This is a genomic window from Stutzerimonas sp. Brlt_14, from assembly GCF_051948915.1.
Classification (GTDB): domain Bacteria; phylum Pseudomonadota; class Gammaproteobacteria; order Pseudomonadales; family Pseudomonadaceae; genus Stutzerimonas; species Stutzerimonas stutzeri.
Genome location: NZ_JAYJLM010000002.1, coordinates 59,962 through 86,412 on the forward strand (window position 1 = coordinate 59,962; position 26,451 = coordinate 86,412).

General features: G+C 63.4%; 23 protein-coding genes. 10 read left to right on the top strand and 13 right to left on the bottom strand.

Features of this window, described 5'->3' with window-relative positions; genetic code table 11:
* Positions 1 to 40: 40 nt before the first annotated feature.
* The 6 genes from fabI to VF716_RS04305 are packed head-to-tail and all read right to left on the bottom strand — an operon-like array spanning position 41 to position 8,327.
* Positions 41 to 835 carry an enoyl-ACP reductase FabI gene (gene fabI, locus VF716_RS04280; RefSeq protein ID WP_011913388.1) on the bottom strand — a complete coding sequence of 265 codons (795 nt, stop codon included), beginning with the start codon at positions 833 to 835 and terminating at the stop codon, positions 41 to 43.
* Positions 816 to 2,477: an ABC transporter ATP-binding protein gene (locus tag VF716_RS04285; RefSeq protein WP_017243920.1), complete on the bottom strand. Its 1,662-nt coding sequence runs from the start codon at positions 2,475 to 2,477 to the stop codon at positions 816 to 818. Before VF716_RS04285 ends, fabI begins: the two co-directional genes overlap by 20 nt.
* Before the next feature lies 1 nt (position 2,478).
* The gene (locus VF716_RS04290; protein ID WP_011913386.1) at positions 2,479 to 3,498 is read right to left on the bottom strand and encodes an ABC transporter permease; all 1,020 of its coding nucleotides are present in this window, start codon (positions 3,496 to 3,498) and stop codon (positions 2,479 to 2,481) included.
* A gap of 1 nt (position 3,499) precedes the next feature.
* The gene (locus VF716_RS04295) at positions 3,500 to 4,573 is read right to left on the bottom strand and encodes a microcin C ABC transporter permease YejB (protein ID WP_440551952.1); all 1,074 of its coding nucleotides are present in this window, start codon (positions 4,571 to 4,573) and stop codon (positions 3,500 to 3,502) included.
* Between the two features lie 2 nt (positions 4,574 to 4,575).
* Positions 4,576 to 6,501, bottom strand: a complete 1,926-nt coding sequence (locus VF716_RS04300; RefSeq protein WP_125850394.1) for an extracellular solute-binding protein — start codon at positions 6,499 to 6,501, stop codon at positions 4,576 to 4,578.
* Entirely contained in the window at positions 6,498 to 8,327 is a 1,830-nt protein-coding gene (locus tag VF716_RS04305; protein ID WP_019405889.1) for an extracellular solute-binding protein, read from the bottom strand. Before VF716_RS04305 ends, VF716_RS04300 begins: the two co-directional genes overlap by 4 nt.
* 139 nt (positions 8,328 to 8,466) lie before the next feature.
* Here VF716_RS04305 and VF716_RS04310 point away from each other — a divergent pair, with 139 nt between their 5' ends.
* Positions 8,467 to 9,918 carry an HDOD domain-containing protein gene (locus VF716_RS04310; RefSeq protein ID WP_440551957.1) on the top strand — a complete coding sequence of 484 codons (1,452 nt, stop codon included), beginning with the start codon at positions 8,467 to 8,469 and terminating at the stop codon, positions 9,916 to 9,918.
* A gap of 5 nt (positions 9,919 to 9,923) precedes the next feature.
* On the opposite strand, the gene VF716_RS04315 is transcribed toward VF716_RS04310, so the two are convergent.
* Both VF716_RS04315 and gloB read right to left on the bottom strand, forming a co-directional pair.
* Positions 9,924 to 11,477, bottom strand: coding sequence for a LysM peptidoglycan-binding domain-containing protein (locus VF716_RS04315; RefSeq protein ID WP_170934291.1), 1,554 nt, complete (start codon positions 11,475 to 11,477; stop codon positions 9,924 to 9,926).
* Between the two features lie 100 nt (positions 11,478 to 11,577).
* Complete coding sequence (gene gloB, locus VF716_RS04320) at positions 11,578 to 12,357, bottom strand: hydroxyacylglutathione hydrolase (protein ID WP_079328799.1); 780 nt, start codon at positions 12,355 to 12,357, stop codon at positions 11,578 to 11,580.
* A gap of 161 nt (positions 12,358 to 12,518) precedes the next feature.
* On the opposite strand from gloB, the gene VF716_RS04325 reads away from it, so the two are divergent.
* The 7 genes from VF716_RS04325 to nudC all read left to right on the top strand — a co-directional run bounded on the left by VF716_RS04325 (position 12,519) and on the right by nudC (position 20,408).
* Positions 12,519 to 13,289, top strand: a complete 771-nt coding sequence (locus tag VF716_RS04325) for a class I SAM-dependent methyltransferase (RefSeq protein WP_013982905.1) — start codon at positions 12,519 to 12,521, stop codon at positions 13,287 to 13,289.
* 36 nt (positions 13,290 to 13,325) lie between these two features.
* The gene (gene rnhA / locus VF716_RS04330; RefSeq protein WP_011913378.1) at positions 13,326 to 13,781 is read left to right on the top strand and encodes a ribonuclease HI; all 456 of its coding nucleotides are present in this window, start codon (positions 13,326 to 13,328) and stop codon (positions 13,779 to 13,781) included.
* Between the two features lie 14 nt (positions 13,782 to 13,795).
* Positions 13,796 to 14,521, top strand: a complete 726-nt coding sequence (dnaQ, locus tag VF716_RS04335) for a DNA polymerase III subunit epsilon (protein WP_011913377.1) — start codon at positions 13,796 to 13,798, stop codon at positions 14,519 to 14,521.
* 94 nt (positions 14,522 to 14,615) lie between these two features.
* Complete coding sequence (locus tag VF716_RS04340; RefSeq protein ID WP_125882160.1) at positions 14,616 to 16,868, top strand: Orn/Lys/Arg decarboxylase N-terminal domain-containing protein; 2,253 nt, start codon at positions 14,616 to 14,618, stop codon at positions 16,866 to 16,868.
* A 177-nt stretch (positions 16,869 to 17,045) separates the two neighbouring features.
* Positions 17,046 to 17,858 carry a crotonase/enoyl-CoA hydratase family protein gene (locus tag VF716_RS04345; RefSeq protein WP_011913375.1) on the top strand — a complete coding sequence of 271 codons (813 nt, stop codon included), beginning with the start codon at positions 17,046 to 17,048 and terminating at the stop codon, positions 17,856 to 17,858.
* A gap of 37 nt (positions 17,859 to 17,895) precedes the next feature.
* Complete coding sequence (locus VF716_RS04350) at positions 17,896 to 19,578, top strand: ferrous iron transporter B (RefSeq protein ID WP_108241710.1); 1,683 nt, start codon at positions 17,896 to 17,898, stop codon at positions 19,576 to 19,578.
* Positions 19,578 to 20,408 carry an NAD(+) diphosphatase gene (gene nudC, locus VF716_RS04355; protein WP_440551966.1) on the top strand — a complete coding sequence of 277 codons (831 nt, stop codon included), beginning with the start codon at positions 19,578 to 19,580 and terminating at the stop codon, positions 20,406 to 20,408. The genes VF716_RS04350 and nudC overlap by 1 nt, the downstream gene beginning before the upstream one ends.
* Here nudC and VF716_RS04360 read toward each other — a convergent pair.
* Entirely contained in the window at positions 20,376 to 21,161 is a 786-nt protein-coding gene (locus VF716_RS04360; protein ID WP_440551969.1) for a TSUP family transporter, read from the bottom strand. The genes nudC and VF716_RS04360 overlap by 33 nt on opposite strands.
* A 194-nt stretch (positions 21,162 to 21,355) precedes the next feature.
* On the opposite strand from VF716_RS04360, the gene VF716_RS04365 reads away from it, so the two are divergent.
* A complete protein-coding gene (locus tag VF716_RS04365; RefSeq protein WP_256068706.1) occupies positions 21,356 to 22,006 on the top strand; it encodes a hypothetical protein in 651 nt (216 codons plus the stop codon).
* A gap of 57 nt (positions 22,007 to 22,063) precedes the next feature.
* Here the strand turns inward: VF716_RS04365 and VF716_RS04370 are convergent, their stop codons facing one another.
* From VF716_RS04370 to VF716_RS04385, 4 genes are all read right to left on the bottom strand, one after another.
* Entirely contained in the window at positions 22,064 to 22,831 is a 768-nt protein-coding gene (locus tag VF716_RS04370) for an SDR family oxidoreductase (protein WP_011913370.1), read from the bottom strand.
* 56 nt (positions 22,832 to 22,887) lie between these two features.
* Positions 22,888 to 23,955: a phosphotransferase family protein gene (locus tag VF716_RS04375; protein ID WP_013982898.1), complete on the bottom strand. Its 1,068-nt coding sequence runs from the start codon at positions 23,953 to 23,955 to the stop codon at positions 22,888 to 22,890.
* A gap of 207 nt (positions 23,956 to 24,162) precedes the next feature.
* Complete coding sequence (locus tag VF716_RS04380) at positions 24,163 to 24,477, bottom strand: SCP2 sterol-binding domain-containing protein (protein WP_013982897.1); 315 nt, start codon at positions 24,475 to 24,477, stop codon at positions 24,163 to 24,165.
* A gap of 59 nt (positions 24,478 to 24,536) precedes the next feature.
* Positions 24,537 to 25,235 (bottom strand): histidine phosphatase family protein, encoded by a 699-nt coding sequence (locus VF716_RS04385; protein ID WP_014596783.1) that lies wholly within the window; start codon positions 25,233 to 25,235, stop codon positions 24,537 to 24,539.
* A gap of 179 nt (positions 25,236 to 25,414) precedes the next feature.
* On the opposite strand from VF716_RS04385, the gene sohB reads away from it, so the two are divergent.
* Positions 25,415 to 26,437 carry a protease SohB gene (gene sohB, locus VF716_RS04390; protein ID WP_011913366.1) on the top strand — a complete coding sequence of 341 codons (1,023 nt, stop codon included), beginning with the start codon at positions 25,415 to 25,417 and terminating at the stop codon, positions 26,435 to 26,437.
* The last annotated feature ends 14 nt before the right edge of the window (positions 26,438 to 26,451 follow it).

The window sequence follows — 26,451 nt, forward strand, 5'->3', positions numbered from 1 at the left end:
AGTAGGCGGGGTTCGGTGCTTTACGTAGGCGGGCGCAGGATCAGTCTTCCAGCGAGCCCATGGCGGTGGTGTTGAAGCCGCCATCCACGTAGAGGATCTCGCCGCTGATGCCCGAGGCCAGGTCCGAGCAGAGGAAGGCACCGGCGTTGCCGACTTCCTCGATGGTGACGTTGCGGCGCAGCGGGGTCTGCTTCTCGTTGGCGGCGAGCATCTTGCGGAAGCTGGCGATGCCGGAGGCTGCCAAGGTGCGGATCGGGCCGGCGGAGATGCAGTTGACGCGGGTGCCTTCCGGGCCGAGGCTGCCAGCCAGGTAGCGTACACCGGCTTCCAGGCTGGCCTTGGCCATGCCCATCACATTGTAGTTCGGCATGGTGCGCTCGGCGCCGAGGTAGGAGAGCGTGAGCAGGCTGCCGTTGCGGCCCTTCATCATCTCGCGACCGGCCTTGGCCAGGGCGACGAAGCTGTAGGCGCTGATGTCGTGGGCGATCTTGAAGCCTTCGCGGGTGGTGACTTCGGTGAAGTCGCCGTTCAGCTGGTCGCCCGGGGCGAAGCCGACGGAGTGAACGATGCAGTCCAGGCCGTCCCACTTCTTGCCCAGCTCCTCGAACACGCGGGCGATGTCTTCGTCATTGGCGACGTCGCAGGGGAAGCACAGCTCCGGGCTCGAGCCCCAGCCGGCGGCGAATTCCTCGACGCGGCCCTTGAGCTTGTCGTTCTGGTAGGTGAAAGCCAGTTCAGCACCTTCGCGATGCATGGCGGCGGCGATGCCCGAGGCAATCGACAGTTTGCTGGCAACGCCGACGATCAGTACGCGCTTACCGGTGAGAAAACCCATGTGCTTGTCCCTCTTCTGGTTGTTCGGCAGCGCCGGGCGCCATGAAGGCGGATTCCAGCAGCTGCTGTGTATACGGATGTTGCGGCGCCGCGAATATCTCGGCAGCCGCCCCCTGTTCCACCACCTGGCCCTGCTTGACCACCATCATCTGGTGGCTCAGCGCCCTGACCACCGCCAGGTCATGGCTGATGAACAGGTAGGTCAGGTTGTACTTGGCCTGCAACGAGCGCAGGAGCTCCACCACCTGACGCTGTACCGTGCGATCGAGCGCCGAGGTCGGCTCGTCGAGCAGTATCAGCGCCGGCTTCAACACCAGAGCCCGGGCAATGGCAATGCGTTGCCGTTGCCCGCCGGAAAACTCGTGGGGGTAGCGATGCCGGGTTTCCGGATCGAGACCAACCTCCACGAGCGCGTCAATGATTGCCTGTTCCTGCTCCTGCGCATTACCCATGTGGTGAATGCGCAGCCCTTCGCCGATGATCTGCCCGACCGACATCCGCGGGCTCAGGCTGCCGTAGGGGTCCTGGAAGACCACCTGCATCTGCCGGCGCAACGGCCGCACGGCGCGCTGCGACATGCCCTGCAGTTGCTGACCCTGGAAGCGGATCTCGCCGCGACTGGCCAACAGACGAAGGATAGCCAACCCCAGGGTCGACTTGCCCGAGCCGCTTTCGCCGACGATCCCCAGCGTCTGCCCCCGGGGCAGGCTGAAGTTCACGCCGTCGACGGCCTTGATGTGATCGACGGTACGCCGCAGCAGGCCCTTCTTGATCGGGAACCAGACGCGCAGATCCTCGACCTCTAGCAGCGGTGCCGCCTGCTCGACCTCCACCGGCCCACCGCTGGGCTCGGCCGCGAGCAGTTCCTGGGTGTACGGATGCTTGGGCGAACGGAACAGTTCTTCACACAACGCCTGTTCGACGACACGACCGCGCTGCATGACACATACGCGATGGGCGACCCGCCGAACCAGGTTGAGATCGTGGCTGATCAGCAGCAACGCCATGCCCAGCCGCGCCTGCAGTTCCTTGAGCAGTTCGAGGATCTTCAGCTGCACGGTAACGTCCAGCGCCGTGGTCGGTTCATCGGCGATCAGCAGCTCCGGCTCGTTGGCCAGGGCCATGGCGATCATCACGCGCTGGCGCTGGCCGCCGGACAGTTCGTGCGGGTAGGCGCGGATGCGCTTGCGCGGCTCCGGTATGCCCACCAGCTCGAGCAATTCCAGCGTGCGGGCACTGGCGGCCTTGCCGCGCAGGCCCTTGTGGATTTCCAGTACCTCGTTGATCTGCTTGCCCACCGTGTGCAGCGGGTTGAGCGAGGTCATGGGCTCCTGGAAGACCATGGCGATACGGTTGCCACGGATCTTGCGCATGGCTTTTTCGTCCGCCTTGATCAGGTCCTGCCCGTGGAAATGAATCTCTCCCTGGGGGTGGCGGGCCAGCGGGTAGGGCAGCAGGCGCAGGATGGAATGTGCGGTGACCGACTTGCCCGAGCCGCTTTCGCCCACCAGCGCCAGGGTTTCGCCCTTGCGGATGTCGAAGGACACACCCTCTACCACGCGCTGGACCTGATCGCCGGTGACGAACTCGACGGCCAGGTCGCGGACCTCGACCAGGTTCTCGCCAATCGAAACTTCGGACATCTTATTTCCTTGGGTCGAAGGCATCGCGCGCCGCCTCCCCGATGAACACCAGCAGGGTCAGCATTATCGCCAGCACCATGAAGGCGCTGATGCCGAGCCAGGGCGCCTGCAGGTTGGCCTTGCCCTGGGCGACCAGCTCGCCCAGCGACGGCGAGCCTGCCGGCAGGCCGAAACCGAGGAAGTCCAGTGCGGTGAGGGTGCCGATGGCGCCGGTGAGAATGAATGGCATGAAGGTCATGGTGGAGACCATGGCGTTGGGCAGGATGTGGCGGAACATGATCGCGCCGTTCTGCATGCCCAGCGCGCGAGCGGCACGCACGTACTCCAGGTTGCGTCCGCGCAGGAATTCGGCACGCACTACATCCACCAGGCTCATCCAGGAGAACAGCAGCATGATGCCCAGCAGCCACCAGAAGTTGGGCTGCACGAAGCTGGCCAGAATGATCAGCAGGTAGAGCACCGGCAGGCCCGACCAGATCTCCAGCAGGCGCTGCCCGACCAGGTCCACCCAACCGCCATAGAAGCCCTGCAGCGCCCCGGCGATCACGCCGATCACGGAGCTGATCAGGGTCAGCGTGATTGCGAACAGCACCGAGATGCGAAAGCCGTAGATGACCCGTGCCAGCACGTCGCGGCCCTGGTCGTCGGTGCCCAGCCAGTTTTCCAGCGAAGGCGGGGCCGGCGCCGGCACCTGCAGCTCGTAATTGATGCTCGAATAATTGAAGGGGATGACCGGCCAGATCATCCATCCATCCTTCTCGGCGATCAGCTCCTGGATGTATGGGCTCTTGTAATTGGCCTGCAGCGGGAACTCGCCACCGAACGCCGTTTCCGGGTAGCGCTTGAACACCGGGAAAAACCATTCGCCGTCGTAGCGCACCACGATCGGCTTGTCGTTGGCGATGATCTCCGCGCCGAGGCTGAGCACGAACAGCGCGAGGAAAATCCACAGCGACCACCAGCCACGCTTGTGTGCCTTGAACAGTGCCAGCCTGCGCTGATTGAGGGGGGACAACTGCATTTCAGGCCTCCCTGCTTTCGAAGTCGATGCGTGGGTCGACCAGCGTATAGGTCAGGTCGCCGATCAGTTTCACCACCAGGCCGAGCAGGGTGAAGAGGAAGAGGGTGCCGAACACCACCGGATAGTCGCGGTTGATCGCCGCCTCGAAACTGAGCAGGCCGAGCCCGTCGAGGGAGAAGATCACCTCGATCAGCAGCGAACCGGTGAAGAGCATGCCGATGAAGGCGGCCGGGAAGCCGGCGATGATGATCAGCATGGCGTTGCGGAACACGTGACCGTAGAGCACGCGATTCTTGCTCAAGCCCTTCGCCCGTGCCGTGATCACGTACTGCTTGTTGATCTCGTCGAGGAAGCTGTTCTTGGTCAGCAGCGTCAGGGTGGCGAAGTTACCGATCACCAGGGCGGTGACGGGCAGGGCCAGGTGCCAGAAATAGTCGATGATCTTGCCGCCCAGCGTCAGGTCGTCGAAGTTGGCCGAGGTCAGGCCGCGCAGGGGGAACCAGTTCCAGTAGCTGCCGCCGGCGAACAGCACGATCAGCAGAATGGCGAACAGAAACGCCGGAATGGCGTAACCGACGATGATCGCCGAGCTGGTCCAGACGTCGAACTTGCTGCCGTGGCGCGTGGCCTTGGCGATCCCCAGCGGAATCGAGGCCAGGTACATGATCAGCGTGCTCCACAGCCCCAGCGAGATGGAGACGGGCATCTTCTCGATGATCAGGTCGGTGACCTTGGCGTCGCGGAAGAAGCTCTCGCCGAAGTCCAGCCGCAGGTAGTTGCTGAGCATGATCCAGAAGCGCTCGGCCGGCGGTTTGTCGAAGCCGTAGAGTCGCTCGATCTCGGCGATCAGCTCGGGGTCCAGGCCCTGCGCGCCGCGATAGCTGGTGCCGCCCACCGCGACTTCCGAGCCGCCACCGGCGATACGGCTGGTGGCGCCTTCGAAGCCTTCCAGTTTGGCTATTGCCTGTTCGACCGGGCCGCCTGGCGCTGCCTGGATAATGATGAAGTTGATCAGCAGGATGCCGAACAGCGTCGGAATGATCAGCAGCAGTCGGCGAATGATATAGGCCAGCATGCTTAGCGCTCCGCCTCGGCGTCGGTAGCAGAGTCGTCAGCGGCATCGTCGGCTGCCGGTTCCGCCGAAGGTGCCGGGGCGCCGGCCTGCTCGGCCTTCTTCGCTTCCGCCGGGTCGGCCACTGGCGCCTGGGCGTCGGGCTTGCGCCACCAGGTCATCAGACCGATGTCCTGCTGCGGCGTGACCTGCGGATGCGCCAGGTGGTTCCAGTAGGCCACGCGCCAGGTCTTGATGTGCCAGTTCGGGACCACGTAGTGGCCCCATAGCAGCACCCGGTCGAGCGCCCTGGTGTGGGCGACCAGTTCCTTGCGCGAGTCGGCGCCGATCAGCCCTTCGACCAGCACGTCGATGGCCGGGTCCTTCAGGCCGATGAAGTTGCGGCTGCCGGGATTGTCCGCGCTCGCCGAGTGCCAATACTCACGCTGTTCGTTGCCAGGGGAGTTGGACTGGCTGAATGTGCCCACGATCATGTCGTAGTCGCGTGAACGGAGGCGGTTGATGTACTGCGAGACGTCGACCCGACGGATCTCCAGTTCGATACCCAGGTCGGCCAGGTTGCGCTTGTAGGGCAGCAGCACGCGTTCGAAATCGGCCTGAAGCAGCAGGAGCTCCAGTTTCACCGGCTTGCCCTGAGCGTCCAGCATCTGGTCGTTCTCGACTTTCCAGCCTGCCTCGGTCAACAGCCGGTAGGCCTGGCGCTGTTGTTCGCGGATCACACCGTTGCCCTGGGTTTTCGGCAGTTCGAAAGCCTTGTCGAATACCTCGTCGGGCACCTTGCCACGCAAGGGCTCAAGAATCTTGAGTTCGCCCTCGCTCGGCAGGCCGGAGGCGGCCAGCTCGGAATTCTCGAAATAGCTGCGGGTACGGGTGTAGGCGCCGTTGAACAGCTGGCGATTGGTCCATTCGTAGTCGAACAGCAGCCCCAGGGCTTCGCGAATACGGCGGTCGTTGAGTGTCGGGCGGCGAATGTTGAAGACGAAACCCTGCATACCCGCAGGGTTATGATTATGGATCTCGTCACGAATGATGCGACCGTCCCTGACAGCAGGTATGTCGTAGGCTGTGGCCCAATTCTTGGCTATGCGCTCTTCCCAATAATCAAAGTGCCCGGCCTTGAAGGCCTGCAGCGCTACGGTGTTGTCCCGGTAGTAGTCGAAGTTGACGTGATCGAAGTTGTAGAACCCGCGATTTACCGGCAGGTCCTTGCCCCAGTAATCCTCGACCCGGGCATAGCGGATCGAGCGCCCGGCCTGGACCTTCTCGACGCGGTACGGGCCGCTGCCCAGCGGGATTTCCAGGCTGCCCGAGGTGAATTCCCGCCCCTCCCACCAGTGCTTCGGCAGCACCGGCAGCTGGCCGAGGATCATCGGCAGCTCGCGGTTGCCGGCGTGCTTGAAGTCGAAGCGAACCCGTCGCGGGCTCTCGGCCACCACCTTCTCCACATCGGCGTAATAGCCGCGGTAGTGCGGGGCGCCCTTGCTCATCAGCGTCTCGAAGGTGAACACCACGTCATCGGCGGTTACCGGCTCGCCATCGTGGAAGCGAGCCTGCGGGCGCAGGTGGAAGCGCACCCAGCTGTTGTTCGGGCCTTTCTCTATCTTTTCCGCCAGCAGGCCGTAGACAGTGAACGGTTCGTCCAGGCTGTTGGTGGTCAGTGTGTCGTAGATCAGGCCGATGTCATCGGCGGCGACGCCCTTGTTGATGAAGGGGTTGAGCGAGTCGAAGCTGCCGAAACCGGCCTGGCGCAGCGTGCCGCCCTTGGGAGCCTCGGGATTGACGTACTCGAAGTGCTGGAAATTGGCCGGGTACTTGGGCTTCTCGTCATACAGCGTCAGGGCATGGCGGGGGGCGGCCTCGGCCAGGGTTGCCATGCAGAGCAGACTCAGCAGGCCGGCGCGAAACAGCGAATGGCGCACGCGATTGTTCATTTGCTCTTCTCCAGGCTCTTCAGCCACCAGGCGCGCAGACCCAGCGTGTAGGGCGGCGTGGTGACGTGGGCGAACCGATTTCGGTACGCCAGGCGATGGTTACTGATGAACCAGTTCGGAATGGTGTAGTGGTTCCACAGCAGCACCCGGTCGATGGCGCGGGCGGCTGCGACCTGCTCGTCGCGGGTCTGCGCGGCGAGCAGCTTGCCGATCAGGTCGTCGACGATGGGGTTGGCGACGCCGGCATAGTTGCGTCCACCCTTGACGTCCACCTGACTGGAATGGAAGTACAGGTGCTGCTCAATCCCGGGGCTCAGGCTCTGCACCAGCGTCATCAGGATCATGTCGTAATCGTAGTGGTCCAGTCGCTGCTTGTACTGCGCGCCGTCAACGGTGCGCAGGTTGGCCTGGATGCCGATGCGCGCGAGATTCTCCACATAAGGCTGGAGAATGCGCTCCAGCCGCGGATTGACCAGCAGTATCTCGAACCGCAGCGGTTGCCCGGCGCTGTTCAACAGGCCGGCATCTGAGGGTTTCCAGCCCGCTTCGGCGAGCAGGCCCAGGGCACGGCGCAGGGTATCCCGCGGGATGCCGCGGCCATCGGTTTGCGGCAGTTGGAACGGCTCGCTGAACAGCTTGGCCGGAAGCTGCTTGCGATGGGGTGAAAGCAGCAGCCACTCACCGCCTTCGGGCTTGCCGGTGGCGCTGAACTCGCTGTTGGGGTAGTAGCTTTCGCTGCGGCGATAGGCGCCATAGAACAGTGCGCGGTTGGTCCACTCGAAATCGAACATCAGGCCGAGGGCCTCGCGCACGCGCTGGTCGGCGAACGTCGCGCGGCGCCCGTTCATGAACAGCGCCTGGGTTTGGGTCGGAATCTGATGCGGAATCTCCGCGCGGATGATGTCGCCCCGCAGCATGGCCGGGAATTGATAGCCGTTGGCCCAGTTCTTGGCCTGGTGCTCGATGTAGAAGTCGAATTCACCGACCTTGAACGCTTCGAACGCCACCACGTTGTCGCGGTAGAACTCGACCTCGACGCGGTTGAAGTTGTACTTGCCCTGGTTGACTGGCAGCTTCGCCCCCCACCAGTCGCGCACGCGTTCGAACACCACCTGGCGCCCGGGTTGCACCTGCGTGATGCGGTAGGGACCGCTGCCCAGCGGCGGCTCGAAGGTGGTGGCCTTGAAGTCGCGATTCTTCCAGTAGTGCTGCGGCAGCACCGGGAGTTCGCCGAGGCGCATGATGAGCAGCGGATTGTTCGGCTGCTCGAAGACGAAGCGGATGCGGTGGCGGTTGAGGATGTCGACGCGCTTCACGCCCTGCAGGTTGGTGCGGTACTGCGGGTGGCCGTCCTTGATCAGGAGGCGGTAGGAGAAGGCGACGTCGTATGCCGTGATGGGCTTGCCGTCATGGAAGCGGGCTTCCTTGCGCAGGTTGAATACCACCCAGCTGTTGTTGTCGCTGTACTCCACCGATTCGGCAATCAGTCCATAACTGGACGCGGGTTCGTCGCCGGATGGGTCGTACAGTCCGGTGCCGACCATCAGCGGTTCGTTCAGCTCGCTGATGCCGTACTGCAGGAAACCGGGCGAGGCGCTCGGGCTGGTGCCTTTGAAGGTGTAGGGGTTGAGCGTGTCGAAGGTGCCTGACGCCATCAGCTTGATCCGGCCGCCCTTGGGCGCGCGCGGGTTCACCCAGTCGAAATGGGTAAAGGAGGCTGGGTACTTAAGAGTGCCGAACTGCGCATAACCATGGCTTTCGCTGATGGTGGCGAGGGCGGGAAAGCTCAAGGCCAGACAGGTCAGTAACAGTAGCAGGGCTCGCATCAGACGGGGGATCCGATCCTTGGCGCTTACGGGCTTCTCGGGCCGGTACAGTAACAGCTTGTATGCGCTGGAAAAAGGCCGGTCACCTCGGGCAAACTGCCGTCCATTTCCCGTAATGGCATTGTGGAGAGGTGACCTCTTGGATGTACGTGCCCAGGGTGTGCAGGCGTGGATCGAGCGCCTCAATCAATCGGAGCTGCCCGCGCTGGCGTCCGTGGTGAAGGATCTGCAACGCCTGGCCGCGCACGAGCATGCATCGGTCCAGCAGCTTGCCGATGTGCTGCTGCGCGATGCTTCGCTGACCTCCAAGGTGCTGCGGGTCGGCAACAGCAGCTATTACAACCCCTCCCGGGAAACCATCAAGACCATATCCCGAGCCATCGTGATGATCGGCTTCGAGAACGTCCGTCTGATCAGTCTGTCGGTAACGCTGATCGACAGCCTGCTCGCGCGTGCGCCGCGCGAGCAGCTGCTGGAGCTGCTTGCGCGCTCGTTCCATGCCGCGGTGCAGGCACGCAACATCGCCGGCTACGTGCTGTCGCGGCATGAGGAAGAGGTCTTCATCGCGGCGCTGCTCTATAACGTCGGTGAACTGGCGTTCTGGGGCTGCGGCGGCGAGCAGGTCGAGGAGCTCGCGCAGCTGCTGACGCAACCCGGTATCAAGGCTGACGAGGCGGTGCAGCAGGTGCTGGGCACCAGCTTCCGCCAGCTCAGCCTCGGGTTGGTCAGGAGCTGGAATCTCGGAGAGCTGACCAGCCTCGCGCACAGCCAGGCAGCGGGGAGCGATCCCGCCGCCCGCGCGGTCGCGCTGGGCGTGCAGATCAGCGAAGCCGCGCTGGGTGGATGGGAGTGCGAGCGAATGACCGCCTTGACCAAGGCGGTCGCCGACTTTACCGGCGTGCACGAAAACGACGCGTTGCAGCAGATCCTCGCCAGCGCCGATGAGACGGTGCGAGTGGCTGCCACCTTTGGCGCCAGTCGTCTGGGCAAATTGATCCCGAGCACCGACCCCGAGCAGATTCGCCTGCAGCAGGCCCAGCGCCAGGCAGCCTTGCTGCAGCCGGACCTGCTGCTGATGCAGCAGTCATTGCAGGACCTGGGGTTGATGGTGAACGGCAGCGGCGACGCCAGCTTGATCCTGGACACCCTGCTGCAGGGCCTGCATCGCGGCGTTGGGCTGGAGCGCGTGATGGTGGCGGTGCTGGCCGACCAGCAGAGCCGTTTCAAGGTTCGCTGTGCGATCGGCGAGGGAACCGCGGACTGGCTCCAGGGCTTCGTTCTGCCGGCCGATCAGCCCGAGCAGCCACACGTGTTCAGCTACGCGTTGCGCCATCGGCAGTCGCTGTGGATGGGGGTTCCGGCAAGCTACAACCTGGCGGACCTGGTGACCCAGCCGCTACGACAGCGGCTGGGCAGCGGAATGTTCTTCATTGCGCCGTTGATGGCCGGCACGCGTGAGATCGGTGTGCTTTATGGTGATTGCAGGCTGTCCGGTCGGGCGCTCAAGCACGAGCAGTTCGTTGCGTTCCAGCGCTTCACCCAGCTGACCGGACGCTGCCTGGAGTCACTGGGCAAGCGCCCTGGCGGCTGAATCCTTCAGTTGGGGAGATACAGCGTCAGCAGTTGGCCAGGGCGCAGCACGTCGGCGCCCTTGTTCCAGGTCTTGAGGTTGGTCAACTGAACGTTGAAACGTTTGGCGATCTGGTACAGCGAATCGCCTTTCTGCACCTTGTAATAGGTAGGGGCATTGCCTTTCTTTTGCGCAACGCTTGCTGCCGGGCCCTGCAGGAACAGCGCCTGGCCGACCTTGAGCTGGCTGCCGGACAGCTTGTTCCAGCGCTGCAGGTCCCGAACCGATACGCGCTGGGCCTTGGCGATGTCCCAGAGGTTGTCGCCGGGCTTCACCCTATAGCTACGCGGAGTCGCGGCCGGCTGACGTGCAACAGCATGCAACAGCTCGCGCGACGCCTGGGCATCGCCACTGGTGGGAATGCTGAGTACCTGACCGACGCGCAGCGAGTCGCTCTTGAGTCGATTGACGTCGCGAATGATATTGACGGTGAGGTGGTGACGGTTGGCGATCGTCCCCAGCGTATCGCCGGCGCGAACCTGATACTGCTGCCAGTCGACCAGCTCCTGGGGCTTCATCAGGGCGAGGTTGGCTGCCAGCATCTCGGCTTTCTCCATGGGTACGAGCAGCTGCTGCGGGCCGTCCAGGGTGATCCGCCGGGTGAACGCCGGGTTCAGCTGGTAGAGCTCGTCCTCGTCGAGGTCTGCGAGTTTGGCGACGCGTGCCAGGTCCATGCGCTGCTTGAGCGCGATGACTTCGAAATAGGGTTCGTTGGCGATCGGGCTGAGATTGATGCCATAGGCTTCCGGTGCCTGGATCAGTTGCGACAGCGCCAGCAGCTTGGGCACATAGTCGCGGGTTTCCTGCGGCAGCGGCAGGTTCCAGTAATCGGTGGGCAGGCCCAGCTTCTGGTTACGCTCGATGGCGCGGCTGACGGTGCCTTCGCCTGCGTTGTAGGCCGCCAGTGCCAGCAGCCAGTCACCGTTGAACAGCCCATGCAGATAGCTCAGATAGCGCAAGGCCGCATTGGTCGAGGCGGTGATGTCGCGGCGGCCGTCGTACCAGCTGGTCTGGCGCAGGTTGAAGTGCCGGCCGGTGGATGGAATGAACTGCCAGAGCCCGACCGCGTGCGCCGGCGAGTAGGCGAAGGGGTCATAGGAGCTTTCGATGATCGGAAGCAACGCGAGCTCCAGCGGCATGTCGCGCTCTTCGAGCCGCTCGACGATGTAATGGATGTAGGGGCTGCCGCGCTCGCTGGCGATCTCTATGGATCGGGGGCGGCTGGAGAAGAAGAGACGCTGCTGTTCGATGCGGGGGTTGCTGTCCAGATGCTCCTGCAGCTTGTAGCCGTCGCGGATTCGCTCCCAGATATCCTGGTGCTCGACCTCGGTGGCGGTGTCGCTCAGCCAGATCGGCTCCTGTGCCGCAGGCACCACTGCGCGCCTTGTCTGTTCGAGAGCATCGTCACGCACGGCGTTGCTCTGACAGCCGGCTAGGGCTACGCAAATGGCGAGGGCCAACGCACGACCAGAGGCTGCCAAGGCGTCCGTTTCGTGGCGTTTCTTGGGAGCTGGCGGCATTGGCTGGAATCTTCCCCGGAAACAAAATTCGGGGGATTCTAGGAATGCACCCAGGTGGGGTCAAGTTTGCAGGCCCCGTTTCGGGAACCTGTCGACCTTGTCAGAAACGATCCTTCCAGGCACGCAAAGCCGCGAAAACCGCGACGTTGGTCGCCAGCGGACTGCCGCAATGCTGGCTCGCCGCCTGCCGTACCGCTTCGACCTCGCTGCGCAGAAACGGGTTGGTCTTGCGCTCGATGTCCAGTCGGCTGGGCAGGCTGAATCGACCCGCCTCGCGCAGCTGGGTTACTTCGCCGATGCGCGCGGCGATGTCCGCGTTGTGTGGCTCAACCGCCTGGGCGAAACGCAGATTGCTCAGCGTGTACTCATGCGTGCAATAGACCAGTGTGTGGTCGGGGGCGCTGGCCAGGCGTGTGAGCGACTCGAACATCTGCTCGGGGGTGCCTTCGAAAAGGCGTCCACAACCGGCTGCGAACAGCGTGTCGCCACTGAGCAGCCATGGCTGATCTGGGTCAGCGTGAAAGTAGGCGATGTGTCCGAGGGTGTGCCCCGGGACGGCGATGATCTGCAGGCGCTTGCCGAGGACCTCGATCCGTTGGCCGTCGCTCAGCGCCTCGTCACGCGCGGGGATCTTCTCGGCGGCAGGCCCGTAGACGCGGGCGCCGGTCTGTGCCTTGAGCCGCTCGACGCCACCGACATGGTCGTGATGGTGGTGCGTCACCAGAATGTCGCTCAGCTGCCAGCCGGGATGTGCCGACAGCCAGTCCAGCACGGGCGCTGCGTCACCGGGATCGACCGCTACGCAGCGCCGGGCAGCGTCGTCCTGGAGCAGCCAGATATAGTTGTCGGTGAAGGCGGGCAGGGCTTCGATCTTGAACATGGGTGGGTCGCCAAGCGGATCACAAAGGCGCATCCTAGGGGCTGTTCCCGCCAGGCTGCAACCCGCGCCGGAAACGGGAGCGGGCTCTGGCAGTCCCATGGAAGCGTTGAACCTGATCGAACCCAGCGCCCGGCGAATCCTCGGGCGAACGGAGCCGAGCGATGAACGAGCGACCGTCCAACCACGCCAGCGACCATTGGCTGTCCATGATCAGCCAGGCGTCCGACTGGTTCGCCGGCCCCTTGGGCCAGCAGCTGCTTGCGCAGGAGAAGCAGATCCTGACCGATGAGCTGGCCCGATGCTTCGGCAGCTATCTGGTGCACAACGGGCCGTTTGCCGGGGAACCGGTGCAGCCGCAGAACATCAAGCGGAGCGTTCGCCTTGGTGCGCCTCTGCCGGGCGTGGAAATCCACTGCGAGGAACAGGCCTGGCCGCTCGGCGAGCATGCCGCCGACGTGGTCGTCCTGCAGCACGCGCTGGATTTCAGCCTCTCGCCACACGGCCTGCTGCGCGAAGCGGCACGCGGTGTGCGCCCCGGCGGGCATCTGTTGATCGTCGGCATCAATCCCTGGAGCGCCTGGGGGCTGCGCCATCTGGTGTCGCGGGAAGGCTTTCGTCAGGCCCGTTGCATCCGTCCGTCGCGGGTCGGCGACTGGCTGAACCTGCTGGGATTCGCGCTGGAGAAACGCCGCTTCGGATGCTATTGTCCGCCGCTTTCTTCGAGCGACTGGCAGGCGCGATTGTCGCGTCTGGAGTCCATTGGGCAGCAGCTGCAGGCGCCGACCGGAGGCTTCTACCTGTTGGTGGCGCGCAAGCTGATGATCGGTCTGCGGCCGTTGCGTCAGGAGCGTCGCGAGCGGATGGGCAAGCTGCTGCCGATGCCGGTAGCCAAGATCAGCCGCCGCGATGCCGAGCACCACCGGTTGCCGTGAAGGCCGTCGCCGTCAAAAAACGAGTAAGCAATCCACATGAGCGACGATTGGGTCGAGATTTATACCGATGGCGCCTGCAAGGGCAATCCTGGTCCCGGTGGCTGGGGAGCGCTGCTTATATATAAGGGCGTAAAGCGCGAGCTCTGGGGCGGCGAGCCGGACACCACCAACAATCGCATGGAGCTCATGGCCGCCATTCGCGCGCTCGCCGAGCTGAAGCGTCCATGCAAGGTGCGGCTGGTGACGGATTCGCAATACGTCATGCAGGGTATCAACGACTGGATGCCGAACTGGAAGAAGCGCGGCTGGAAGACGGCGAGCAAGCAGCCGGTGAAGAATGCCGACCTCTGGCAGCAGCTCGACGAGCAGGTCAATCGTCACGAAGTGAGCTGGCAGTGGGTCCGCGGACATACCGGGCACCCAGGCAACGAGCAGGCCGACCTGCTGGCCAACCGTGGCGTGGTTCAGGCCAAACGACAACCCATTGTGTAAGTGAGCGAAACGACATGCGCAGCGTAGTACTCGATACCGAAACCACGGGTATGCCAGTCACCGATGGCCACCGGATCATCGAGATCGGTTGTGTCGAGGTCATCGGTCGCCGCCTGACCGGGCGTCACTACCATGTCTATCTGCAGCCCGATCGTGAGGTTGATGAAGGGGCGATCGCGGTTCACGGCATCACCAATGAATTCCTCGTCGACAAGCCGCGCTTTCGTGATATTGCCGACGAGTTTTTCGAGTTCATCAAGGACGCGCAGCTGGTCATCCACAATGCGGCGTTCGACCTTGGCTTCATCAACAACGAGTTCGCCCTGCTGGGCCAGCAGGATCGTGCCGAAATCACCGACCACTGCACGGTGCTCGATACGCTGCTGATGGCGCGTGAGCGACACCCGGGGCAGCGCAACAGCCTCGACGCCCTTTGCAAGCGCTACGGTGTGGACAACTCCGGGCGCGACCTGCACGGCGCATTGCTCGACGCCGAGATTCTCGCCGATGTCTGGCTGACCATGACCGGTGGGCAGACGAATCTGTCCCTGGCCGGCGATGGCGAAAGCTCCGATGGCGGGCGACCGCAGCCCAGCCCGATCCGCCGCCTGCCGGCTGATCGGCCGCGCACCGCCGTGCTGCGCGCCAGCGATGAGGAACTGGCTGCGCACATGGCGCGCATGGCGGCAATCGAGAAGGCCGCCGGTGCCGCGCCGCTGTGGATGCAGCTGGAAGGCTGATCGTCTTCACGCGGCATCCGTCCGGTTCCTAATGCGCTGTTCCTTTGCTGCGGACACTTCTACCCTGTAGGAAGACCGTCCGCAGAGAGCGCGCATGTATAAAGACCTGAAATTCCCGATCCTCATCGTCCATCGCGACATCAAGGCCGACACCGTTGCCGGCGAACGCGTGCGAGGCATCGCCTCGGAGCTGGAGCGTGACGGTTTCAATATCCTGCCCACAGCGAGCTCCAGCGAGGGGCGCATCGTGGCGTCGACCCACCACGGGCTGGCCTGCATCCTGGTGGCCGCCGAAGGCGCCGGAGACAATCAGCGGCTGCTGCATGATGTCGTCGAACTGATTCGTGTCGCCCGACGCCGCGCGCCGCGTCTGCCGATCTTCGCACTGGGCGAGCAGGTGACGATCGAAAATGCGCCCGCCGAGGCCATGGCCGATCTCAACGAGCTGCGCGGGCTGCTTTACCTCTACGAGGACACCGTGCCGTTTCTGGCCCGGCAGGTCGCTCGGGCGGCGCGCAACTACCTCGAGGATCTGCTGCCGCCGTTCTTCCGAGCCCTGGTGCAGCACACCGGCGAGTCCAATTACTCCTGGCACACGCCGGGCCACGGCGGGGGAGTCGCCTATCGCAAGAGTCCGGTCGGCCAGGCGTTCCATCAGTTTTTCGGCGAAAACACGCTGCGCTCGGATCTCTCCGTGTCGGTGCCGGAGCTCGGTTCGCTGCTTGATCACACCGGGCCGCTGGCCGCCGCGGAGGCCCGTGCCGCGCGCAATTTCGGCGCGGATCATACCTTCTTCGTGATCAACGGCACCTCGACGGCAAACAAGATCGTCTGGCATTCGATGGTGGCGCGTGGCGACCTGGTACTGGTCGATCGCAACTGTCACAAGTCGATCCTCCACGCGATCATCATGACCGGTGCGATACCGCTGTACATGAGCCCCGCACGCAACGAACTGGGCATCATCGGACCCATTCCGCTGGAGGAGTTCACCCGCGAGTCGATCCAGGCGAAGATCGCCGCCAACCCGCTGGCGCGTGGGCGCCCGCCGAAGGTCAAGCTGGCGGTGGTCACGAATTCCACCTACGACGGCCTGTGCTACAACGCCAACCTGATCAAGCGCACCCTGGCCGACAACGTCGAGGTGCTGCATTTCGACGAGGCCTGGTACGCCTACGCGGCCTTTCATGAGTTCTACGATGGCCGTTACGGCATGGATACCCGTGAACAGGGGCCGCTGGTATTCACCACCCATTCCACGCACAAGCTGCTGGCCGCCTTCAGCCAGGCCTCGATGATCCACGTACTCGACAGCCAGACCCGGCAGCTGGACCGTGACCGCTTCAACGAAGCCTTCATGATGCACATCTCCACCTCGCCGCAGTACGGCATCCTGGCGTCGCTCGATGTGGCCTCGGCAATGATGGAAGGGCCGGCGGGTCGCTCGCTGATCCAGGAGACCTTCGATGAGGCCCTGAGCTTCCGGCGGGCACTGGCCAACCTGCGTCAGCACATCGATCCGGACGACTGGTGGTTCAGTATCTGGCAGCCGCCGCGGGTTGATGGCGCCGATGAGCTGGTGACGCGGGACTGGCTGCTCGAGCCCACCGCCGACTGGCATGGTTTCGGCGATGTTGCCGACGACTATGTGCTGCTCGATCCGATCAAGGTCACGCTGGTGACGCCGGGCCTCACCGCGTCCGGCGCGCTGGGCGAAAGTGGCATCCCGGCGGCGGTGGTCAGCAAGTTCCTCTGGGAACGTGGCCTGGTGGTGGAGAAGACCGGCCTGTACTCGATGCTCGTGCTGTTCTCCATGGGCATCACCAAGGGCAAGTGGAGCACGCTACTGACCGAGTTGCTGGAATTCAAACGCCATTACGACGCCAACATCCCGCTGATCGAAGCGCTGCCGTCGGTTGCCCGCAGCGGCGCTGCCACCTATGCCGGCATGGGGCTGCGCGACCTGTGCGATGCACTGCATGCCTGTTATTGCGAAAACGCAACGGCGCGGGCGATGCGGCGGATGTACACGGCGCTGCCGGAGCCGGCCATGACCCCGGCGCAGGCCTATGATGCGCTGGTTCGCGGCGAGGTCGAGGCAGTTCCGATCGATGAGCTGGAAGGGCGCGTAGCAGCGGTGATGCTGGTGCCGTATCCGCCGGGCATCCCGCTGATCATGCCGGGCGAGCGTTTCACCGGCGAGACTCGCTCGATTCTCGATTACCTTCGTTTCGCCCGGGACTTCGCCGAGCGCTTCCCGGGCTTCGATGCGGACGTCCATGGCTTGCAACACGAGGTCACCACCAACGGCAGCGCATACACCGTCGATTGCATCCGCCAGGGGTGATGGTCGTGGCTTCGAGGCTCTACATCGGCACGAACGGGCCGTCCGGCGGCGTGGTCTGTATCACATCGTCTGCATCGGCATACACTCGGGCTGGTACCAGTTGTTATAGTTGCCCACCGTCGTCCCGGGCTGCTCCCGTCACGACGTTCCCATGCGCTTGCTGTCGAGGATGATAGCGTGACCGAATACAAAGCCTTCCGCGTAGAGTTGGCAGACAAGATTGCCCGAGTCGTGATCAACCGACCCGAGAAGATCAATGCGATGGATGCCGCGTTCTGGACGGAAATCATCGATATCTTCAATTGGGTCGATGCCACGGATGACGTGCGTGTAGTGGTCCTCAGCGGGGCCGGGGAGCATTTCTCATCAGGCATCGACCTTCAGTTGCTGGCCTCGGTGGGTAGCCAGTTGGGCAGCGATGTCGGGCGCAATGCCGAGCAGCTGCGGCGCAAGATCCTGTCGTTGCAGGCTTCGTTCAACGCGGTCGACAACTGCCGCAAGCCTGTCCTCGCTGCGATCCAGGGCTATTGCCTGGGGGGCGCCATCGATCTCATCTCGGCGTGCGACATGCGCTACAGCACGGTGGATGCGAAATTCTCGATCAAGGAGATCGACATGGGCATGGCCGCCGATGTCGGTACACTGCAGCGCCTGCCACGTATCATCGGCGACGGCATGATGCGCGAGCTGGCCTTCACCGGCCGCACCATCCGCGGTGATGAGGCGCGCAGCATCGGCCTGGTCAATCGCACCTACGCCGATCAGCAGGCGCTGATGGAGGGTGTGCTGGAGCTGGCCCGCGACATCGCCAGCAAGTCACCGATCGCCATCCGTGGCACCAAGGAAATGATCCGCTACATGCGCGACCACCGCGTCGACGATGGTCTCGAATACATCGCCACCTGGAATGCGGCCATGCTGCAGTCGGCCGATATCAAGGTTGCCATCGCCGCTCACATGAGCAAACAGAAGCCGGACTTTGCCGACTGATGCGCCATCACACGTTTGCGCGGGAGGCGCACTAGGCATGGTTACTGGAGCTACATCACTCGGTCTGGTCCGGGATGAGCTGTTCGCCACTATGGAAGAGGCCGAGCAGAGCCTTGAGCATTTCATCATCGATCGCAACAACGGCGGTCTTCTGCAGCAGGCCGTCGAGAACCTCAAACAGGTCCGCGGCACGCTCAATCTGATCGAACTGACCGGTGCCGAACTGCTCGCCCAGGAAATCCTCCAGCTGGCCACCGACATTCCCGTCGGTGCGGGCGAGGATCGCGACGGGCAGCTGGCCGCACTGAGCAACGCGCTCTATGTGCTGCGCCGCTACCTTGAAAGCGTCGATGCCAGCCGCCAGGAAATCCCCGAGCTGCTGCTGCCGGCGATCAATGCACTGCGCCAGGCCTGCGCGCAGCCGCCGCTGCCGGAAAGCTTCTTCTTCAGTGTTCGTCTCGATCATGCCCGGCCTGCGCTCGACACGCCGGTTCGCCAGGGCGTTGCTCCGGCAGCTGAAGCGCGCCGGCTGCGGCAGATGTACCAGGTGGGCTTGCTCGGCTTCATCCGGGAAGAAAACCTGCCGGCCAGCCTGAAACTGATGGGGCGGGCGCTGACGCGACTCGATCATCTGTTCATCGACTCGCCGGCCGGCCGCCTGTGCTGGATCGGCAGTGCGGCCATCGAGTCGCAGCTCGATGGCCAGCTGTTGCCACGTAGATCGCGCAAGCAACTGTTCTCGCGGCTCGACAGGGAGCTCAAGCAGGTGCTCGGCAACCCGACATACGAAGCGCCGCGTAGCCTGCTCAAGGAATTGCTGTACGTCGTCGCACTGGCGGACAGCAAAGGTCCGATTGCCAGCCAGGTCAGGCAGGTGTTCTCGCTGAGCCCGCTGCCCTTTACCGATCACCTGCTGGAAGATGAATCCCAGCGCCTGGCCGGTCCCGGCCAGGCCGTCATGCGTTCGCTGTCCTCGGCGATTCGCGAAGAACTGGCCAGCCTGAAGGACCTGCTCGACCTGATCGAGCGCGGTACCGCCCAGGCCGAAGCCTATTCGAACCTGCATAACCTGCTCGGCAAGATGGCCAAGACCCTGGGGATGGTAGGGCTGTCCTCGGCTGCGAGCACGCTGCAGGCGCAGTTGGGCGATGTGTCCGGCTGGAGCCTGGAACAGGCTCCCGAGTCCCAGGCCATCCTGCGCCTGGCCGATGCGGTGCTCTATGTCGAGAGCATGGTCGCCAGCCTGGAACGTGGCGATCGGCGCGATAGCAAACCTCAGGTCGCCCGTCCGGGCATGGAGGCCGAAGCCTTCGCCAACCACCAGCTGACCGAAGCCTGCATCGTGGTGATCGACGAGGCGACCGCCGGGCTTGCGCTGGCCAAGCGCGCCATCACCGCCTATCTCGAGTCCAACGGCGAGAAGCTGCATCTGGCCAACGTGCCGTTCAGCCTGCAGGCTGTTCGCGGCGGCTTGCGCTTCCTCGAGCAGGAGCGTGCTGCCGAGCTGATCGGAGCCTGTGCCGATTTCATCCAGAAGCACATGCTCGAGTCGAATCAGATGCCCCCCGAGCAGCTGCTCGAGACGCTTGCCGACGCCCTGACCAGCCTCGAGTACTACCTCGAGGGCGGCGCGATCCTGCGGCGCGACGATTCGCGGGTCAGCGTGCTCGATCTCGCCAGCGAGAGCGTGCGCGCGCTGGGCATGCCGGTCGCCGCCTGATGAACCTGCGCTGGCAAGCGGCGCTGCTCGACCCCTCGCTGGCGGGGGGCTGGGCAGTGGTGCATTGCCGGCAACAGTTTCTGGTCGACGACAGCGGTGTTCTGTTTCCGCGGGACTGGCTCAAGCGTCTGGAGCTGCCGCTGCTCAGCGAGCAGGGGCTGGGGCATTTCGATGGCGAGCCGGTCTTTCTCTTCGAACTGGATGTCCCCGCCGATGTGCCTGGTGCGCGCTGGCAGGGGCTGCGTCAGTTCATGCAGCAGGTTGACCCGGACCTGTTTCGCCTGCTCGGCTACGCCACGCAGATCGGCACCTGGGTCAGCCAGCACCGCTTCTGCGGTAGCTGCGGTTCGCCGATGCAGGCGCGAGCCGGTGAGCGCGCCATGTACTGTCCAGCCTGTGGTGTTCAGCACTATCCGCGGCTTTCGCCCAGCATGATCGTCCTGGTCACCCGCGGTGACGAGTTGCTGCTGGCGCGTTCACCGCGCTTTGCACCCGGCGTCTACAGCACGCTGGCCGGCTACGTGGAGCCGGGTGAGTCGGTGGAGCAATGCGTGGCGCGCGAAGTGCGTGAGGAGGTCGGGGTGGATATCCATCCGCCGCAATACATCGCCAGCCAGGGCTGGCCGTTTCCCCACTCCCTCATGCTCGGGTTCCACGCCGAATATGCCGGCGGCGAGATCGTCCCGCAGCCCGAGGAGATCGAGGATGCACGCTGGTTTCACATCGCCAGCCTGCCGGCGTTGCCCGCGCGCCAGTCAATCGCTCGCTATCTGATCGAGCTGTACTTGGCGCGTCGGCTAGGCCGCCCCGAACCAGTGCTGCCAGGCTAGGCGAAGGCTCATCGCCAGTACCACGAGGATGAACACCGGCCGGATGAAGCGGGAGCCGCCGCCGATGGCCGTGCGTGCGCCGAAGTAGGCGCCTGTCATCAGCGCCAGCCCCATGCCGATCCCCAGTACCCAGGCGACATGCCCACCCACGATGAACACCGCCAGCGCCACGGCGTTGCTGACGAAGTTCATCGTTCGCGCCACCCCGCTGGCCCGCAACAGGTCGAGGGGATAGAGCAGCATGCTGCTGACGGTCCAGAAAGCGCCTGTCCCGGGCCCAGCCACGCCATCGTAGAAGCCGAGCGACAGGCTCTGCGGCCACTGCCGTCGACGACCGATCTCAGCTGCTTCACCGGCAGCCTTCGCCGGCACTTTGCTGAACAGCAGGTAGATGCCGCAGGCGGACACCACCAGCGGCAGCAGCTGATTGAGCCAGCTTGCCGGCATGAATTGCGCCAGCAGTGCGCCCACGGCCGCACCGATGGCCGTACCGATCAGCGCACGCCTCCATACGACTGGTTCGAACAGGCGTCGCCGGTAGAAGGTGTAGCTGGCAGTCGCCGAGCCGAAGGTGGCGGACAGCTTGTTCGTGCCCAGCACGAGATGGGGCGGTAGGCCGGCGGTTAGCAGGGCCGGTATGGTCAACAGCCCGCCGCCACCGGCAATGGCATCGATAAAGCCGGCAGTAAAGGCGACGGCAAGCAGGATCGCCAGCGTGGACGGGTCCAGCGCCAGCTCGAGGGCGAAGGGCATGCGAATCTCGGTGGGTTGAGGGACTGCGGAGGATAATGCCGCCACCGACCGGGTGAAAGGGCTGCGCCCATATGATCGACGTCGCCCTCCGCTTGAACAAGAACGCCGGCTCGTGATCGGCATCCCAGCTCGGTGCTGGCTGCGCTGACGGCCCCTGCAGATAATGTCGCACCCAATGAAAAGGACGCTTGGTTATGCAATATCTCGGGCTTGCGATCGTCGTCGCTCTGCTGGCGTTGATCGTGCTGCTGGTCGCGCTGCGCTTGCTGCTGGGGGGGCACTGGTTCATGGGCTGGTTGCGCGGCACCTGTGGTTTTGTCGTGCTGGCGCTGGCCGGTCTGATCGCCTTGATCGGCTATGACATCAGCACCTACACAGCGCTTCCCCCTGAGCAGAAGCCCCTGGTCACGCTGACGTTCCAGGCGCAGGGCGCACAGCGTTACGAGGTGACGCTGCAGCAGGGGAAGGAAACCCGAACGGTGATGCTGGAAGGTGATCTCTGGCAACTCGACCTGAACCTGTTGCGCTGGAAGAGCCTCGCCGAGCTGATCGGGCTGGAGTCGGGCTATCGCCTGGAGCGGCTCTCCGGGCGTTACCTTGCCGTCGAACAGCAGAACCTGGCCCGGCATGGCCGCGTCGTGTTGAGCGAAAGGCCCTTGGGCATGGATATCTGGCAGTCGCTGCAGCTGGGGCAGCGCGACATGTACCTGGTCGAGGCGCAGGTATTGCGTGTCGATTACATGCCGATTGCCGATGGCGCCAGCTATGCGGTGGAGCTTGCACCGACCGGCCTGCTGGCCAGGCCGTTGAACGCAGCGGCGACCGAAGCGTTGAAGAACTGGTAAGCGTGCAGATAACAAAAGGGAGCCATTGCGGCTCCCTTTTTCATCTGGCTGGTCGGGTCAGGCCAGATAGCCGCCATCGACATTGAGCGACACGCCGGTGGTGTAGCTCGATGCCTCGCTGGCCAGGTAGAGCACAGCGCCGGCCATCTCGCTCGGCTGGGCAACGCGGCTCAGCGGAATGTGCTGCAGGGCCATCTGCAGAATCGAGTCGTTCTTGACCAGTGCCGAAGCGAACTTGGTGTCGGTCAGGCCGGGCAGCAAGGCGTTGCAGCGAATGCCGAACTGCGCGCACTCCTTCGCGAACGCCTTGGTCATGTTGATCACGGCACCCTTGGTGATCGAGTAGATCCCCTGGAAGTTGCCTGGCGAAACACCATTGATCGACGCGACGTTGATGATGCTGCCGCCGCCGTGCTCGCGCATCAGCTTGCCGGCCTCGATGGACATGTAGAAATAGCCGCGAATGTTCACGTCGACGGTTTTCTGGAAGGCCGATACGTCAGTGTCCAGCACATGGCAGAACTGCGGGTTGGTGGCGGCGTTGTTGACCAGGATGTCGAGGCGGCCGAACTGCTCGCGGATCTGCGCGAACACCGCCTGAATCTGCTCCAGCTCGCCAATGTGGCAGGCCACCGGGGTGGCCTTTCCGCCAGCCGCGACGATGGCGTCGGCTACCGCCTGGCAACCTTCGATCTTGCGGCTGGACACGATTACGTGGGCGCCTTGCTGGGCGAGCAGTTTTGCGATCGCCTCGCCGATACCGCGGCTGGCGCCGGAAACGAAGGCGATCTTGCCGTCTAGGTCGAACAGGGTGGTCTTGGACATGGTCGTTCCTCTTTCTTGTTCGTTTCTGTGGCAGGCCACAGACGGATTGGGTGGGGTCAGAGCTTCGATTGCCCGATCACTTGCAGCGCCTTTTGCTCCAGCAGCTTGTTCATGTGAATGAACTGGGCAAAGCGCTTGTCCTGAGTCTGGCCGTGATGGAAGCGGTAGTAGATCTGTTGAACGATTCCAGCCAGGCGGAACAGGCCGTAGGTGTAGTAGAAATCGATGCAGGGGATTTCGATGCCGGCGCGCTGAGCGTAGTAATCGACGAAGCCCTGACGGGTATGCATGCCGGGCAGGTGACTCGGCTGTCGGCGCATCGCCTGCATCGGCTGGGGATCGTTGGCTTCGATCCAGTAGGCCAGGGTGTTGCCCAGATCCATCAGCGGATCACCGATGGTGGTCATTTCCCAGTCCAGCACACCGATGATTTCCATCGGATTGTCCGGATTGAGAATGACGTTGTCGAAGCGGTAATCGTTGTGAATGATCCCGGGTTTTGGGTGGTCGGCCGGCATCTTGTCCTTCAGCCAGGCCTTGACCGCGTCCCAAGCCGGCGCATCGGGGGTCATGGCGCGCTCGTAACGCTCGCTCCAGCCTTCGATCTGACGTTTCACATAGCCTTCCGGTTTGCCCAGATCGCCGAGCCCGCAGGCCTGGTAGTCGACGTTGTGCAGTTCGACGAACTTGTCGATGAAGCTCTCGCACAGAGCGCGGGTCTGGGCCTCGTCGAAATTCAGCTCCGGAGGCAGTTCCGAACGCAGAATGATGCCGTTGACGCGCTCCATTACGTAGAACTCGGCGCCGATCACCGATTCATCGGTGCAGTAGACATATGCCTTGGGGCAGTAGGGGAACCCGGCGTTGAGCTGATTGAGAATGCGGAACTCGCGGCCCATGTCATGGGCAGACTTGGCCTTGTGGCCGAATGGCGGGCGACGCAGCACTAGGTCCAGGCCGGGGTATTGCAGCAGGTAGGTCAGGTTCGACGCGCCGCCGGGGAACTGGGAAATCTGCGGTGTTCCGTCCAGTCCCGGGATATGTGCCTTGAGGTACTGGTCGATGACATCGGCGGGCAATTCCTCACCCGTGCGGACAGGGGTGCTTTGATCTGTAAGCGCCATTGTTATCCCTTCTGCTTATGTTTGGTGCCCAAGATGATTCAACAATCTAATGCTCGCGGTGCCTGATACCAAGTGCGGCTGGCCGTTATTGGCCGGCGTGTTGCCTGTCAATCAAGCTGCCTGATCCGCCATTCACGGCTACGTTGGACATAAAAAAACCGAAGTCGGGACTTCGGTTTTTGGTGTCTCTCGACCGCCGAAAGAGGCTCAGGCCGGGAAGAGCTCGCTGAGCTTCAGGGCCAGCATCATGTCGCCCTCGGCGCGCAGCTTGCCGCCCATGAAGGCCTGCATGCCGTCGGTCTCGCCGCTGACGATGCCCTGCATGGTTTCGCTGTCCATGATCAGGGTGACATTGGCGTCGCTGGAGTCGCCCTGCTGCAGGTCACAGGTGCCGTCCTTGACGACCAGGTAGTAGTTCTCGGCATCGGTGATGTTGAACTGGAACACCAGATCCAGGCCGGCGGCGGCGCTGGGGTTGAACTTCGACTGCATGCCTTTGAAGGTTTCGGCGACGTTGCTCATGAGGGTTTCCTTTTTGCTCGTTATGGTTACACGCAGCTTTGGGCCGCGTGGGGCTGGGCTCATCTATGGGTGATGAGCTCCGGATTCTTCAGAAGTTGCAGATGCGCATGACTGTTGAATGACGCGAGCGCGACGTCGCGATCACGAAACTTCAGCTGGCTGAGCGACGTATTGACGATCTGCCAGTTCATCTCGAAGGCCTTGATCGGCGGTACGCCAATGATCAGTTGCAGCAGCGCGGTAATGGTTCCGCCGGACGTGAAGATGGCAATGCGGTCGCGCTTGCCGGCTTGTTCGAGCACCCGTTCCAGCCCGCCGCGCACGCGATCGAGGAAATGCTGCCAGCTTTCCAGTTCGTCTTTCTCGTGCTCGCCGGAGATCCAGCGATGGACCACATAGGTGAAAAGTCTCTGGAAGTCGGCACGGTGATCGGCGGCATTGCGCAGGATATGCATGGCGTTGGGCTCGACCTTCAGCAGGTCGGGCAGGTGGGCGCGGATCACCGCGTCGGCATGGAATTCGTTGAAGGCCGCATCGATTTCAAGATCGGGTTGCGGACCGAGCCGCGCCAGGGTCGCTCTGGCGGTGTCCTGCTGGCGATCGAGTTCGCCACTGAGGCAGCGGTCGAAGCTCACGCCGAGTTGCGCCAGGTAATCGCCCAGCGCTTCGGACTGGCGATAACCCAGGGGGGAGAGCACGTCATAGTTTTCTGCGCCGAAAGACGCCTGACCATGTCTGATCAGGTAGATACTGCCCATGCTGCTGCTCCGGCCGGCACTGTTTTTTCGCGAGGGTAGGGACATCGTTCCGGAGTGTCAACGATAATTCGAACGTTTGTTTGAATTGCGCCGACTGGCTCAGCCAAGGGGCCATCGGTATGCTGGCGGCTCGGCGTCAAGAGCTGCGGCGGGCGCCTGAAACTCATCGAGGGGGATACGTGGAATTTCTTGTCGACTACGCCAGCTTCCTGGCCAAGACCGTCACGCTGGTGGTGGCTATAGTGATCGTGCTCATCGCACTCGCGTCCATGCGGCGCGGACGCAGCAAACAGGGCGGTGGACATCTGGAGGTGCACAAGCTCAACGAATTCTACAAGTCCATGCGCGAGCGCCTGGAGCAGGCAGTGCTGGAAAAGGACGAGTTCAAGGCGTTGCGCAAGCGGGAGGCGAAGGCGGCCAAGCAGACGAAGAAATCGGAGACGTCCGCACGTGTGTTCGTGCTCGATTTCGACGGCGACATCCGTGCGTCGGCGGTGGAAAACCTGCGCCATGAGATCACCGCGTTGCTGACCATGGCGACGCCTCAGGACGAAGTGGTGCTGCGCCTGGAAAGCGGTGGCGGCATGGTTCACGGTTACGGTCTGGCCGCCTCGCAGCTGGTGCGCATCCGCGATGCCGGCGTGCCGCTGACGGTTTGCGTCGACAAGGTCGCGGCCAGCGGTGGTTACATGATGGCCTGCATCGGCAACCGTATCCTCACGGCGCCGTTCGCGATCCTCGGCTCCATCGGCGTGGTTGCGCAGCTGCCCAACGTTCATCGCTTGCTGAAGAAGCATGACGTGGACTTCGAGGTGCTCACCGCCGGTGAATACAAGCGCACGCTCACGGTGTTCGGCGAGAACACCGAAAAGGGCCGGGAGAAGTTCCAGGAAGACCTGGAAACGACCCATGAGCTGTTCAAGAACTTCGTGGCGCGCTACCGCCAGAACCTGTCGATCGACGATGTTGCGACGGGCGAGGTGTGGCTGGGGATCGCCGCACTCGGCAAGCATCTGGCGGATGAGCTCAAGACCAGCGATCAGTATCTCGCCGAGCGCGCGCAGGAGGCCGAACTCTTCCAGCTGCATTACATCCAGAAGAAGAGCTTGCCGGAACGTTTCGGCATGGCGGCCAGCACGATCATGGAGCACGGCTTGCTGAAAGGCTGGAGCCGGCTGAACGAACAACGTTTTTGGCAATGACAAGGGGAACCGCG

Excerpts from the sequence above, each read along its gene's own strand:
- fabI (WP_011913388.1), bottom strand. The coding sequence starts at position 835 with ATGGGTTTTCTCACCGGTAAGCGCGTACTGATCGTCGGCGTTGCCAGC.
- VF716_RS04285 (WP_017243920.1), bottom strand. The coding sequence starts at position 2,477 with ATGTCCGAAGTTTCGATTGGCGAGAACCTGGTCGAGGTCCGCGACCTG.
- VF716_RS04290 (WP_011913386.1), bottom strand. The coding sequence starts at position 3,498 with ATGCAGTTGTCCCCCCTCAATCAGCGCAGGCTGGCACTGTTCAAGGCA.
- VF716_RS04295 (WP_440551952.1), bottom strand. The coding sequence starts at position 4,573 with ATGCTGGCCTATATCATTCGCCGACTGCTGCTGATCATTCCGACGCTG.
- VF716_RS04300 (WP_125850394.1), bottom strand. The coding sequence starts at position 6,501 with ATGAACAATCGCGTGCGCCATTCGCTGTTTCGCGCCGGCCTGCTGAGT.
- VF716_RS04305 (WP_019405889.1), bottom strand. The coding sequence starts at position 8,327 with ATGCGAGCCCTGCTACTGTTACTGACCTGTCTGGCCTTGAGCTTTCCC.
- VF716_RS04315 (WP_170934291.1), bottom strand. The coding sequence starts at position 11,477 with ATGCCGCCAGCTCCCAAGAAACGCCACGAAACGGACGCCTTGGCAGCC.
- gloB (WP_079328799.1), bottom strand. The coding sequence starts at position 12,357 with ATGTTCAAGATCGAAGCCCTGCCCGCCTTCACCGACAACTATATCTGG.
- VF716_RS04325 (WP_013982905.1), top strand. The coding sequence starts at position 12,519 with ATGAACGAGCGACCGTCCAACCACGCCAGCGACCATTGGCTGTCCATG.
- rnhA (WP_011913378.1), top strand. The coding sequence starts at position 13,326 with ATGAGCGACGATTGGGTCGAGATTTATACCGATGGCGCCTGCAAGGGC.
- dnaQ (WP_011913377.1), top strand. The coding sequence starts at position 13,796 with ATGCGCAGCGTAGTACTCGATACCGAAACCACGGGTATGCCAGTCACC.
- VF716_RS04340 (WP_125882160.1), top strand. The coding sequence starts at position 14,616 with ATGTATAAAGACCTGAAATTCCCGATCCTCATCGTCCATCGCGACATC.
- VF716_RS04350 (WP_108241710.1), top strand. The coding sequence starts at position 17,896 with ATGGTTACTGGAGCTACATCACTCGGTCTGGTCCGGGATGAGCTGTTC.
- nudC (WP_440551966.1), top strand. The coding sequence starts at position 19,578 with ATGAACCTGCGCTGGCAAGCGGCGCTGCTCGACCCCTCGCTGGCGGGG.
- VF716_RS04360 (WP_440551969.1), bottom strand. The coding sequence starts at position 21,161 with ATGCCCTTCGCCCTCGAGCTGGCGCTGGACCCGTCCACGCTGGCGATC.
- VF716_RS04365 (WP_256068706.1), top strand. The coding sequence starts at position 21,356 with ATGCAATATCTCGGGCTTGCGATCGTCGTCGCTCTGCTGGCGTTGATC.
- VF716_RS04370 (WP_011913370.1), bottom strand. The coding sequence starts at position 22,831 with ATGTCCAAGACCACCCTGTTCGACCTAGACGGCAAGATCGCCTTCGTT.
- VF716_RS04375 (WP_013982898.1), bottom strand. The coding sequence starts at position 23,955 with ATGGCGCTTACAGATCAAAGCACCCCTGTCCGCACGGGTGAGGAATTG.
- VF716_RS04380 (WP_013982897.1), bottom strand. The coding sequence starts at position 24,477 with ATGAGCAACGTCGCCGAAACCTTCAAAGGCATGCAGTCGAAGTTCAAC.
- VF716_RS04385 (WP_014596783.1), bottom strand. The coding sequence starts at position 25,235 with ATGGGCAGTATCTACCTGATCAGACATGGTCAGGCGTCTTTCGGCGCA.